This window comes from uncultured Gimesia sp., from assembly GCF_963976445.1.
In the GTDB taxonomy this organism is placed as follows: Bacteria; Planctomycetota; Planctomycetia; order Planctomycetales; family Planctomycetaceae; genus Gimesia.
Genome location: NZ_CAXBKP010000007.1, coordinates 63,736 through 75,527 on the forward strand (window position 1 = coordinate 63,736; position 11,792 = coordinate 75,527).

Below are 11,792 nucleotides of genomic sequence, written 5' to 3' on the forward strand. Positions count from 1 at the left end.
AATCATAATTGTATTCTGTCTGTTTTTGCTTTGGTTTTTCCTGCTTTTCAGAAAAGGAGGCCACCTAGATAAAGAGAATCAAGAAGCCAGAAAGCAAAAAGAAAAAGCAGCCCTGCAACGGTGGGATTCGGACTCCGCTTAACCCATTTTTAAATCTAGAAGTATTTACCAGTCGATGACCTTTTGAAAGACGCTACCGTACCGTGCTCAGATCGATAAAAAAATAAAGCATGACCAGCAGCAAGAAGGAATCCACCAGGAAGCCAATATTGACTTTTTTCTGCTGGGCGGAGGTGAGCTTATGCGGCCCTAAGACAATCGTGAGCAGCATTCCCAGCGAGTAAACCTGCAACGGCAGAAATAGAATACCCAGGAAGGCGGCTTTATAAGCACGGTCTAGCTCCCGATCCAGGTCGGTAGCGGGCACCTCGTCTGTTTCTTCTTCCAGAGAATCGTATGCCAGAGATTCTTCTTCGTTTTCTTCCTCGTTCCAACCGTTTTCAAACCCTTCGACGGTTTTCCAGTCTTCTTCGGTAATGGGGACCGGATCGTGCTCGTCTAATATTTCGAAGGCCCGCTCGGCGTCTGCCTCTGCGACCTGGACCTTGATGCCGCCAATCGCAGTTCCCAGATACCACGCCATGCCGACCGCTTCTTCATCCGAAAGAAAGACGCGAATCTCCTCCGCCTCCAGCTGATTACGAACCAGACTGGCTTCCGTCGGCGTATTCAATGTAGCTACGGTGACAAAGTCATTCGACATCGCAGTGTTCCTGATAGGGAATGGATTAAGGTACGCGCACGCTCACGTTGTCATAATGAATCGACTGCTTCGGCGTGACCAGACCGATTTTATCTTTGGTGGCGTGGGCGATGCCGGGAGAGCGGAGCGAGCCGATCAGTTTGCCGTCGATGAAGGCCTGCATCAGATCCCCTTTGATGCGAACGGTGACGGTGTACCATTTGTCTTTTTCGAGTTTCACCGGATAGACGGCCTGGGTCCGTTTCAGGGTGGCCTGTTCTTCCGCCGTCAGTTTTTCTTTGGCACGACGCTTCTTGAAGATCGCATTGTTGAACACACCGGTCTTGCCGTCACGCAGTGTGACCTTGGTGGGAGAGACCACAACCCGACAGAGGTGTCCCGCATGTGAGCCTTTGAATTTATGCTGATTGAACGTCAGGTTGGTGGAAGGGGAGCCGGCAAACTTGAGATCAACCTTCAGTTCGACATCGCTGTAAGGTTCCGTCCGCAATTGATGCACGGCCGCGTGGCCGCCATCTTTGAGTTCCACGCCCTGTAATACACCGTCTTTGATCACCGACGAACTCTTATAGAGGTTCCACTGTTTGCCCAGCTTGGGTTTCGAAAAATCGTCCGCAAAAATCTGTTTCTTAAAATCATCCCCGGAAATCGCTTCCGGAGCCCCGGCAAAAACTGGCAGAGCAAACGCAAGACAGGCAACTATTAATACAGAACGGATACAGGACATGGAGCACACCTTCCGAAACAAGAAGAACAGGACGTTTCAGCAGCAGACATACCGTATCGCTTTAGATGAGAACGGTTATTGAGAATCGCCGCATTTTTGCGACCACACTGTATCTGAGTTTCAGAGAAGAGTCAAACAATCCTGAAACGCCAAAAGGCCCTGTCACCTGTTTCGGCGACAGAGCCTCTCTATTCCTTGATCACGGTACCATTTTCATTTCGAAAGCGTGGCCCGTATTTTCACGGGCCTAATTGCCCGGCCTGATTACTTCGACGTGAGCGGGAAATCGATCTGATTGCTACCCGGTTCGACTACTGCTGTTAAAGTCGTCTTGGAATGATATTTGGCAGGCAGCACTTCAGGACGTGCTTTCCGGTCTTTGCCTTCGCCTGTTTCATCAGAGAAGGCATCCACGGCTGAGGTGATCACAACTTTATGAGGACCCAAGAGTGCCCCCGAGGCTGTTCCTGTAAAAACCAATTCATAATTTCCTTCGCTATCAGTCTCTCCTACGGAAGGCCGACCATTTTCCGGTTGAAAAATGAGCTGCGCATGTTCCAGTGGTTGACCATCTAACGTGACGATTCCTGAAACCTGACCCAGCGGTGGTAAATCACTTCCGCCACCACATCCCCAGACCCCTAAAGTGAGAAAACCAACAACGAATACTTTGCAAACGGTAGTAGATTTCATCCAGTTTTTACCTTGCTTTAGCTAAGAATGATCCCTGTGGATTTCGGTGGCTCAATATGAATACCGAAATGACAGCGACCGTGGAGCAGCAAAACGCTCCCGGCCGCATCTGTTAGCTGAAATTCGATTTAGAATTCACCAATCACTTCACCATCCTGAATTGAGGACAGGCGTTCGAGGGTACTATCAACAATCCCTCCGTTGGTAACATTCGTATCAATATTTTCACTAATGAAGCGAACGGCTCCGTCGCCCATCAAAAACTGGGCGCCACCGGTATGCCGACTGCTATAAGCACCATTTGCCTGATCTGACGTTGATGCCGGATTGATTCCGAAATGCGTGGTCCCAGTGATACTTAACAGCCCCTGATTGGCAGCCGTATTGCCGGTGCAGTTAGCACAGGTTGGCCCCAGTCCCACATTGTCACGAACCGCAAATAACATCGCAGCGCTCATCTTATTTCCCGGAATCTGATATGCCCGCTCGCCAGCCAGAATCGTATTGCTCAATCCATCAGAAATATCGCGAAAACGACAGCTGCTATTACCCCAGAATGCCCCCGTACCACCTGTTGTGCCATCAAGATAATTCGACGCCTGATTCGCACGATGATAGGCATTATTATTCGACACCACATAATTCGTCACTGAGACACCCACATTGGAAGTCCTGGCGCCACCTCCGTCGAAATAATCAATCGTATAACCGGCATCGGTATGTTTTTCCGGCCCGGAATCGGAAGGACACCGAAAGACGGTATAGGTTTGCTGCATGGCCTGAATATTGGCACCGAAAGCATAACTCGCAGGTGTATCCCCGACATTGAATGCATTGTAGACCGTCGCCAGATCAATGTGAGGCGACAGAAACGCAGACCAGGTCCAGTGCCCTTCATCATCTCCGACATTGGGATCGCGTACATAGGCCGGGGGGAGCACTTTGAAAGTCGAATGATAATTATGCAGCGCCAGCCCAAGCTGTTTAAGATTGTTTTTGCAGGAACTGCGGCGTGCCGCCTCTCGTGCCTGCTGAACTGCCGGCAGCAGCAGCGCAATAAGAATCGCAATGATCGCGATGACGACCAGTAGTTCGATCAAGGTAAACCCTCGATGTGGCAGCGAGCGTCTTTTAGAAATCATGATGCAGTCTTTCATAAAACAGCAAGGAATAAATTCAGAAAAATACGAAATCAGAAATGTGGGTAAGAAAATTTTTTTGACAGACACGAGTGATACGGCTCAGAAAATGGAATTGATCTTCACAGCCTATCACCCCAGGGGAACCAATAATGACATACACAAAACCATGTAGTCACCACGTGTCACAGCAAAGCAAATGAACACAGCCCCAATATAAGCAGTCGTATGCCTCCCCCCGCATTTACCGATTAAAATTCATAAAAGATGAAATCAAACAAGACTGATATACGTAACCTATTCATATAAATAACCTTACATATTATTCCGTGTTCGATATTTCGCTATCTGGACAGAGATACCTGATTGAGCCATCCTGCATGAATCGCGACATTTGTCGTTTTTCGATTGACATAAAGACATTTGTCGTTTTTAATAGAGAAATGAATCATCAAAAAGAAAAAATACCGGATGCAGAACGCGATGTTCTGGTCTGCCTGAACCAACTGGAAGAGGCCACGGTTAAAGAGATCTGCGAGGCGCTGCAGCCGGTGCGGAAGATGGAACCGTCGTCTGTCATGACGCTGCTCAAACGGCTGGAGAGTCGAAAGCTCGTTACGAAACGCAAGGCGGATCAGGGGAAGGCGTTTGTGTTTCGCGTGACGCGCGAATCAACGCGGGCCTACCGTCATCTGATGAACGACCTGTTTCAGGGGGTCTTTGGCGGCGATACGCTCTCGTTTATGTCCTCGTTTTTTGAAACACGTAAGCCGACAGAAGAAGAGATTAACCAGCTTCAAGATCTGCTCGATGATCTGCGCACTCAGAAACAGAAGAAGGGAGACAAATCATGAGTCACTTCTTTAACCATACAGCAGAGCAATGGAGCGGCTTGGTACAGCACGCCGGCGTTCAGGCCGCGTTTGTGGCGATCCTGGCATGTATGTTTCTATTTGTAACACAACGTTTCATCAGTTCGCCGCTGCGCTATGCTATCCTGCTGGTGGTACTCGTCAAGTTTGCAACACCACCCTATCTGGATCTACAAACCGGTGTGTTTACTAAATACTCAGAGCTTCGAGGTATGCGAAATACCCCTGATAGCACCTTCGTGATCTCTCTTGTTGCCGATGATCCCACCTTGGAGAAGACTGTTTCATCAGACGCCAGTCGTTCCCGCGTCCCAGCATCCCCAGCCTCGAAAACAACAGCCGTACCAACGCCTCAACCAGCATCACCTCGTTCCTCTGTTCCCATAATATCAAAACCAGCCCCAGAATCGGAGTTTTCATGGGCGCGTCTACTTCTTCCATTATACCTGCTCGGCACGGCTGTATTGACTGCCCTGCTCTTTCAGCGCTATAGAAATGTACGACGCATTGTACGTGCAGGCAGACTCCAGCAAGATGGGTTTTTGTTTTCGGAAGTCACACGAATTTCTAAATTGCTGCGAATCAAATCGGTTCCTGCCTTACGCATTTCAGATGAAACGGACGCTCCCTTTGCCATGGGTGCATTCCGACCGACAATTGTGATTCCACGTGCGATTGCCGATCAGTTACAACACGATCAATTAACGATTATAATTGCCCACGAACTGGCACATATCCGCCGCCGCGATTTACTGATTGGCTGGTTCGAAACCGTGGTCAGCATCGTCTGGTGGTTTCATCCGGCTCTGTGGTGGCTGAGAATATCGCTCAGAAAGACGCGCGAAGACTGCTGTGACGATCTTTTGCTAGCGCATCAGCTTGCGAAACCGGAACGGTATTGCGAAACACTCATCGAGGCAGCGAGCCGACAATCGACCCGATTAACGGAACCGCTGGTACTCGGATTCGTCCATCAGGAACACCCGGCCGCCCGACGCATTCGTCGCCTGATGGATGCCTCGCTATTTCGGGCAAACCGCTTGCGCTACCCCGCTTTGATCTTCACCGTGCTGTTTGCACTCATCATGCTGCCCGGCTTGCGTCCGGACCAACAGCCCGTAACGAAAACCACGTTGGAAGGGTGGTTCGGCTGGAAAAACTTGCCCTTTCGTATTGATCCCGATGAAGAAGCAGCAGTGCAAGAATGTAAAAAGCTGGCGCAGACCTACAACTCTACCATGAGTGGCATCCGTAAATTTACTTTTCCAGAAACACGCGAAAAGCTGGAAGCGATTCTGACAAAACACCCAAAACTGTTCTACGCACAGCAACTGCTGGGCACTTGGTACCAGATGAATGGCAATCATAAAGAAGCAACGCGACTACTGAAAGAATCGCTGGCGAATGCCCCCATTGTCCTCACACAAACCTATCAATTTGGCAATGGTGAGCCTCTCAAAGGGGTGACAATCCCCGGGATGAAGATAGAGTGTAATCGCGTTGAAGATCACTCGCTGGACCCGAGTTTGAAATTGCAATTTGTAGCGTTGATCACTGATTCGAAAGGCAAGGTTTACCTTCCCGTCTATGACACAGTGTATCGTACTACCTCTCAGTCCACTCCCGAGGGTTATTTTACAGAGTTTCAAAACCGGGGCTGGATCAGGTCACACTCTCGGAATGGCATCTTACCCGATGTTCTCGTCTGGAAACGTTGGTCTCAGCCTCGAAACTTCACACGTACCGCCGATGAATCGCAGCGACTTAAAAACGCGACCGGAACAGATACTCTGAAACTGACGTTAGGAACGAACACATTCCGAATCGGAACGGTTGCCCGCGGACAGGCGGATAATACGTTCATCGCAGAAAACGGAAAAGGGATTCCGCGGCCTTCAATTTCAAATGAATTTCCAGACTTCACAAACGGGGCGTTTGTCGATCATGCCATTATCAATTTATCAGCCCCTGATCCCACGCGATTTGAATTGGCGGAATTGGACGTATTGGATTCTCAGACAAAGATCCCACTCCGGTCCTTCCAATACGGGGCAGGCTCCACATGGTCGGACCAGGAGCAGCTTCAACTGTTTTCATTATGGGACAAATTACCTGACAGAGTGGACCTGATTCTAAAGGTTTACAATTTCAACAGTGATCAATTTCGTTATCAGATCCCGGCGAAAGAGGGAGCAACGTTAAAACTTGAAGATGCGACATTCGAAATAAAATATTTACGAGCAGGGAACCATATCGGCTGGAGTTCCTACAGTGGTTTTTACGGCGAACCACAGAATACCAGAAACACGTCTGAGATCATTTTCAATAACACAGGAGGCAAACCATTAAACGCCTCTCTGTGGGTCGTTTCAAAATCGGGTGAGCGACAGAATCTTAAAAACGGAAGCTGGGTTTCTCACAGATATGGTAGCGTGCCAATTGAACTTATGATGCCTCTGAATGAAATCGCTTATTTTGAACTCCGACCTCAGGCCGAAATGAAGACGATCTACTTTGAACATATCCAACTGCCCGCCCGCAGATCTCCACTGGAACAGGATTTACCGATCATTGAATTCCCTGTAGACGGTCAGGCCCAAAAACAGACTTCCGACGTTCTCAGCCCGCTGCGGGTGCATTTCGAAAGCCAACGTGGGAATATCTATTCCAATATCCGTTTTTACCAGACAGGGTTCGAACTGCAAGAGCGTCCTCAAGATGAACATGATCCGGATTCTCAATTGACAGTGAGTTGGACCTTTCACGCGTCTATCGATTTGAAACATCGTCTGGAATTTTTCTTTGAGGATCAGATAAATGCACCAGGTGGAGGTAGCACATTCGCTAGCGGTGCCTGGGGCCATGCGGGTTACGCGAGACGAAAGATACCTCTCAAATCACTGGTATCCGCGTGGCTGGAAATCCTGCCGAAAACGAACGGGGAATAAAAAAACGCTAATTCTACACAAGCGACTCTGATCTCTCATTTTGAACTTCAACCAATCGGCTTTGCGATCAGTTCCTGGAGCAGTCCATCAATTTCCGGGTTTAACTCGGTTGTTTGATATCTTGTCTCTATGTCTTTCCCTCTATTCAGGTAGTTATACACAATTATGTGATCGTCCCTAAAATCGAAAGCCAGGCTGGGATCGTCGGGTTCCATTCCATGTCGCCTTGAACGGGAAAGCACAAACGTCGACATTGATTGGCCTGCTCGCAAGGATCTGTCATACCCCTTTTTACGCAGTGAATCCATAAATGCTCTGATCTGTTCTCTATATTCGGGGGAGTTGATAATGTAATCATAAATATCTTCAACGCTGTCCCAACTGACTATAAATTCTCCCTCGATGGGATTCCCTTGCTCATAATATTCGGCCACTTCACTCATCTCGATCCATGGAAATTCCGCTTGCAGCGTTGAAGGCATTATGCGATCACAAATCCACCGTTTAACAACTTGTGCCAGTTTTCGCTGATCGGCCACCTTGAAGCGAAAAAGCACACAATCGTCCCATGCAAAAAAGGCATCAGGCTGCTTCTCTTTTCCAATGGTATGTATTTCGCCAGACCGGTCCTGTCCTCTGATTTTCAGATGATAACTATCGGCTCCCATGTGCTCAATCTGAATCGTCGTCATGTCTTTCAAAGCTGGAATAGCGAGAAGAAGATTTGCTCTGAACAACATCTGCACGCGCTTGTCACGATCTACAAACTGAAATCGGTCATACATCTCTGTCAGAGTTCGTCCTGCCAGCCAGGATTTCACTGCAGCAAGTGTATCACTTATTGAAAGAATTCGAGCAGTCCCAGATTCTTCAGTATCATGATAAAACGTGATGTAATATTCGGGCCCCGAGTGACCATAACAACTGATCGAACAAGATAAATGATCCCGTTCAGCGAGGCAGCTCCAATGAATCCCTTCGCCTTCGATGGAGATTTTCACTGAGGATTGCCTATGCTCCAATATGTCTTTCAGACCCTGATATAAATCGCGTGCCTGCCGTTCCCGTTGATCTTTCATCGAATCACAGTCTCTTCAAATGATCTTACGACTTAGTTTTGCTACACTGATCTCGTTTACTTAAATCTAAAATCAGATAATATAAGTTTTTACATGACATCGAAACAACGTACTGAAATACTCAGTTCAATCTCAATCGCAAATGTTGCCGATCACCACGACTGGCTCCGATGGTGCTTTCAAGAAGAATTGAAAGCTCGCCTGAGTGAGAAGCCGTGTGATCACTTCGAAAACATCTATCACTGCGCCCTTCTCCTGCATGTGATAGGTGATCTCTCAGACCTCCCTCTTATGTATCGTGCCAAATGCTCAGGAGACATGGACCTGGGAATCGGATTTGACTGGCAGTTCCTGTTCTTCAATCAACCCTCCGTTTTAAAGAACTATGCAGACTCAGTCGAACGTGCAGACATTGCAAAATGGATTGAGGACTATCAAGAAGACTATAAAAAAGAGGACATGTCACTGTGGTTAAAGATGCGTATCAAATATTTTGACGTGCCGCAGGTTGAAAAAAACTGACGGTTCTAAGTGGAAACATTTCAAGGCATCTGTCTCCGCGATGAAATCAGGATCAGAGCAGAGATGCGTAATGCGTCTGAGTAAACGTCATGATAATGCCCAACCAATAGCACGTTGTATTTCGATTACCTACTGCTTGATGTAACGCCTGCAGTAAGGAACGGGATCATTTTATTTCTAGTTCCATATGCGGCCAGGAATTGGTGACGATGAAAACGCGGTTGACTTCATGGCAGATTGACTGTTGGCAGGTGAGCGCACTGATGAGAATGGGTCTGGTTTGTTCCTGAAAATGCGTTTTCAATTGACTTTGCAAGTCTGCAAAGGAAAGCAGTCTTTCATCGGCTTTGTTGCAGAGAGCCTCGGATAACCAGTCTGGTTTTTCGCGGATCAGAAACAGCAATTCGCCATGCTGCTCGGTGAGCCGGGAGAGTTCGGAGAGATGCAGCCAGGTGCCTCGTACGTGCGTGGGAGAGAGTTTCTCCGGAAGTTGTGTCGGCGAACTGTGATCGGGGTGATAAAAGATCATGCCTTTGACGAAGGCCTGCCGCCGGGTCACATCGGGAAAGTGTGTCTGGCTCAAAGGGAGCTGATGCTCAAACAGCCGCCGCATTTTCCTTTCGAACGAATCCTTCACATTGGGTCCGATGAACTGGCTGCCAACGGGATTATCCTCGGGACAGTGCAGATAGAATTTGACCGCGATTTCCCAGTGCGTCATTACGCCGGCTTCGTCTTCGAACAGAACATCGATCTCGCCGACCGTTTGATTCTCTTCAAAGACCTGCTGATGCCGGGCGATGATCTTCAGCCGACGAATGTGTTCCAGCCAATACAAGATCAGACCTTCATAATATTGACCGATCCGAAAATGGGAATAAGGGGTGAGGTAACGCTCCAAATGTGGAACGTCGATCGCTTGAAAATCGGGAACCTCGGAAAAATTCTCATCTTCGCTGGACTGTCTGATTAACGACGGGCTGGTGATGGCCCATTTCAGATCACGAACTTGCTGTGATTGCAAAACGTTCTGGCTGGGTTGGTTCTTTCGTTGGTGATTCATCGTAAGGCAATTTTATCTATCATCTGGAGCAATAGTAAAGGGCAAGTATTTCTTGCAACTCCTTTACTCTCTAGCATAGTCAGATGCTTTGTTCTATTATTCAGTCAGTCTAACCTCGAAGTTAACGATGAATATCCTGGGGAGAACGGTCGCCATGAAACAAACACTCGTCTTATTCGTATTGGGGGCATTGCTGCTCTCCAGTTGTACAAAGCCCTACACTCCCAAGGAAATGACAGAAGAAGAGCAGACTCTCAAAAAGGAGCTTTCCGCTTACCAGGATCAAATCAAGGCGGCCCTCGCGAAGCCGGGCACTTACGTGCAGATCGCGGTCGTCGATCGCAAGACGACCTTTCCTGACGACGATCAGGAATATTCGCGGATACTGGTCCTGCAACGCGAGCAACTTGACCTTGATGATTTTGGTTTCAGTCCGCCGGGTAAAGAAACATCAGAAGCAGAGTCAGACTACATCGAAGGATTTTTTAACGACGTCATGTTCTGGGTCGATGCGGAAGGGAACATTATATTCGACGATTATGAGCAACCACCCGGCACTGAAATGGTTGTCGAGTGGTGCGTACCGAACGTTCCTGAGAAGCAGGTCTCTCTCCACTTCGGTGGCACGCCGTGCCTGACATTGAATCTGGAAGAGTAGTGTTTTACTCGAAACAGAAAGGCGATCAAGCTGTTCTTAAAGTTTGATCAAATGTTCTTGGAGTTGGATCAATAGGTAGTAGAATCGAAGACCCTCTATACCCTCTACTCGGGCATTCTCGGCATGATGATCGGCTTTTTCGTCGGTTTTCTTGGCAGTTGCACCATTAGTCACTTAGTAATCTGCTTAACCAAATACCGCTCCGAAGGACTCCTGCTTAAATATTACGATGCGCAGCACTGCTCAGAACAAAGTGAAAACGAAGAAAGACAAGCGTGAACCTGAAGAAAGCAGTTCTGACGCTTATTCCGCGCCATGATCAATCAGCGACTGCTGAAATTTATTCCAGAACGATTTCTGGTTCTCGTATCTGTCGGGTGGAATTTCGTTTTTCATGAACTCCAGCGCATCCAGTCGATTTTTGGTTACAGTGACGTAAGAATAATCAGAGGCTGCCAGCGGGTTTCTGAATTCAGGATCGCCGGGCTCATATTGACGCACAAACTTGCCGTTGTCATCCACTACCAGATTGGCCGTGAGCAGTGGCAGCATCATTTGTAATTCTGCGACGGCTTTTTCGCCGAAGCTCATTCCCTCAGTCGTTTCTTCCCATGCCTTCACAACCGCAGCAGGTGTGTTACTGCTGGGAAAGCGAAGCCCTTTGGCGACGCCGCTACGGGTGATTCCATCGTGGTTCAAGTCGACCTGTGCCGCAGGTGGCAGGAGCAAATTCAATGCGCCCTCTTCCGTCAACGACCCGACCTGAATGGGACTTGCCAGGCTTTGCACCTTCTGAATCACTGCCAATTCGTCTTGAGAGAGATTCTGCAGGAAGCTTTGAGGATCGACGTACCCGCCCTCTTCGTGTGCCCGAACAATAATTTCGCCGAACGACTGCTTCAATTCCTTAGAATTGGATACCTGCGAATACCGGCCGTTTAGTTCGCCTGTGAACCAACTGTCCCAAGTTCTTTGCAAACCTTCGGTTAAGGATTGCTGGTCATCAGAAACCTGGTCTGGCGCTTCCGCAGAGGCATACCCTTGACGGCCTGCCTGAGCCAGCATCGCACTGAAGATATTCTGGACATCATGTTCCTGCTCACGTTTTTGCTGTGATTGCGTCAGCAGACTACTAGAGCCAAGCGAATCAATTTTCATAGCTATCCCCCCCTTACGAAAATCTACAGCCCGTATTGTTTCTTAGAACAACATAACTGCACCCCTGTCGATTTATCGATTATAGGGATTACTCAACTTGAACCTGTTTCGCAATTTTAACCATTCTTCTTAATCTGACCTCATGTTTTTCAAGTAGGGAGCGGACCCAT

General features: G+C 48.3%; 11 protein-coding genes. 4 read left to right on the forward strand and 7 right to left on the reverse strand.

All coding sequences use genetic code 11. The features are described from left to right. Window positions 1-193: 193 nt before the first annotated feature. The 4 genes from AAC022_RS09915 to AAC022_RS09930 form a co-directional block, all read right to left on the reverse strand. Window positions 194-763 (reverse strand): DUF2007 domain-containing protein, encoded by a 570-nt coding sequence (locus AAC022_RS09915; RefSeq protein ID WP_339730535.1) that lies wholly within the window; start codon window positions 761-763, stop codon window positions 194-196. 25 nt (window positions 764-788) lie between these two features. Next, window positions 789-1,490 carry a family 16 glycoside hydrolase gene (locus AAC022_RS09920; protein ID WP_339730537.1) on the reverse strand — a complete coding sequence of 234 codons (702 nt, stop codon included), beginning with the start codon at window positions 1,488-1,490 and terminating at the stop codon, window positions 789-791. A gap of 264 nt (window positions 1,491-1,754) precedes the next feature. After that, on the reverse strand, window positions 1,755-2,183 hold the full coding sequence (locus tag AAC022_RS09925) for a hypothetical protein (RefSeq protein ID WP_339730538.1): 429 nt from the start codon (window positions 2,181-2,183) through the stop codon (window positions 1,755-1,757). Window positions 2,184-2,311: 128 nt separating this feature from the next. Beyond that, window positions 2,312-3,325 (reverse strand): DUF1559 domain-containing protein, encoded by a 1,014-nt coding sequence (locus tag AAC022_RS09930; protein ID WP_339730539.1) that lies wholly within the window; start codon window positions 3,323-3,325, stop codon window positions 2,312-2,314. A gap of 440 nt (window positions 3,326-3,765) precedes the next feature. Between AAC022_RS09930 and AAC022_RS09935 the strand changes: the two genes are divergently transcribed. Together AAC022_RS09935 and AAC022_RS09940 are read left to right on the forward strand one after the other, a co-directional pair. Further along, window positions 3,766-4,176: a BlaI/MecI/CopY family transcriptional regulator gene (locus AAC022_RS09935; protein ID WP_339730541.1), complete on the forward strand. Its 411-nt coding sequence runs from the start codon at window positions 3,766-3,768 to the stop codon at window positions 4,174-4,176. Continuing rightward, complete coding sequence (locus tag AAC022_RS09940) at window positions 4,173-7,142, forward strand: M56 family metallopeptidase (protein WP_339730543.1); 2,970 nt, start codon at window positions 4,173-4,175, stop codon at window positions 7,140-7,142. The genes AAC022_RS09935 and AAC022_RS09940 overlap by 4 nt, the downstream gene beginning before the upstream one ends. A gap of 47 nt (window positions 7,143-7,189) precedes the next feature. Here AAC022_RS09940 and AAC022_RS09945 read toward each other — a convergent pair whose 3' ends face one another. After that, window positions 7,190-7,927, reverse strand: a complete 738-nt coding sequence (locus tag AAC022_RS09945; protein WP_339730544.1) for a hypothetical protein — start codon at window positions 7,925-7,927, stop codon at window positions 7,190-7,192. A 387-nt stretch (window positions 7,928-8,314) separates the two neighbouring features. On the opposite strand from AAC022_RS09945, the gene AAC022_RS09950 reads away from it, so the two are divergent. Beyond that, window positions 8,315-8,743, forward strand: a complete 429-nt coding sequence (locus AAC022_RS09950; RefSeq protein WP_339730545.1) for a hypothetical protein — start codon at window positions 8,315-8,317, stop codon at window positions 8,741-8,743. 166 nt (window positions 8,744-8,909) lie between these two features. Here AAC022_RS09950 and AAC022_RS09955 read toward each other — a convergent pair whose 3' ends face one another. After that, the gene (locus AAC022_RS09955; protein ID WP_339730547.1) at window positions 8,910-9,806 is read right to left on the reverse strand and encodes a DUF1853 family protein; all 897 of its coding nucleotides are present in this window, start codon (window positions 9,804-9,806) and stop codon (window positions 8,910-8,912) included. Between the two features lie 154 nt (window positions 9,807-9,960). On the opposite strand from AAC022_RS09955, the gene AAC022_RS09960 reads away from it, so the two are divergent. Continuing rightward, window positions 9,961-10,464: a hypothetical protein gene (locus AAC022_RS09960; RefSeq protein ID WP_339730548.1), complete on the forward strand. Its 504-nt coding sequence runs from the start codon at window positions 9,961-9,963 to the stop codon at window positions 10,462-10,464. A 303-nt stretch (window positions 10,465-10,767) separates the two neighbouring features. Here the strand turns inward: AAC022_RS09960 and AAC022_RS09965 are convergent, their stop codons facing one another. Then, window positions 10,768-11,622 (reverse strand): hypothetical protein, encoded by an 855-nt coding sequence (locus tag AAC022_RS09965; protein WP_339730550.1) that lies wholly within the window; start codon window positions 11,620-11,622, stop codon window positions 10,768-10,770. Between the last annotated feature and the right edge of the window lie 170 nt (window positions 11,623-11,792).

Bases quoted from the DNA above. Each gene is read 5' to 3' on its own strand.
- AAC022_RS09925 (WP_339730538.1), bottom strand. From the start codon at position 2,183: ATGAAATCTACTACCGTTTGCAAAGTATTCGTTGTTGGTTTTCTCACT.
- AAC022_RS09965 (WP_339730550.1), bottom strand. From the start codon at position 11,622: ATGAAAATTGATTCGCTTGGCTCTAGTAGTCTGCTGACGCAATCACAG.
- AAC022_RS09920 (WP_339730537.1), bottom strand. From the start codon at position 1,490: ATGTCCTGTATCCGTTCTGTATTAATAGTTGCCTGTCTTGCGTTTGCT.
- AAC022_RS09960 (WP_339730548.1), top strand. From the start codon at position 9,961: ATGAAACAAACACTCGTCTTATTCGTATTGGGGGCATTGCTGCTCTCC.
- AAC022_RS09930 (WP_339730539.1), bottom strand. From the start codon at position 3,325: ATGATTTCTAAAAGACGCTCGCTGCCACATCGAGGGTTTACCTTGATC.
- AAC022_RS09940 (WP_339730543.1), top strand. From the start codon at position 4,173: ATGAGTCACTTCTTTAACCATACAGCAGAGCAATGGAGCGGCTTGGTA.
- AAC022_RS09915 (WP_339730535.1), bottom strand. From the start codon at position 763: ATGTCGAATGACTTTGTCACCGTAGCTACATTGAATACGCCGACGGAA.
- AAC022_RS09955 (WP_339730547.1), bottom strand. From the start codon at position 9,806: ATGAATCACCAACGAAAGAACCAACCCAGCCAGAACGTTTTGCAATCA.
- AAC022_RS09945 (WP_339730544.1), bottom strand. From the start codon at position 7,927: ATGTATGACCGATTTCAGTTTGTAGATCGTGACAAGCGCGTGCAGATG.
- AAC022_RS09935 (WP_339730541.1), top strand. From the start codon at position 3,766: ATGAATCATCAAAAAGAAAAAATACCGGATGCAGAACGCGATGTTCTG.
- AAC022_RS09950 (WP_339730545.1), top strand. From the start codon at position 8,315: ATGACATCGAAACAACGTACTGAAATACTCAGTTCAATCTCAATCGCA.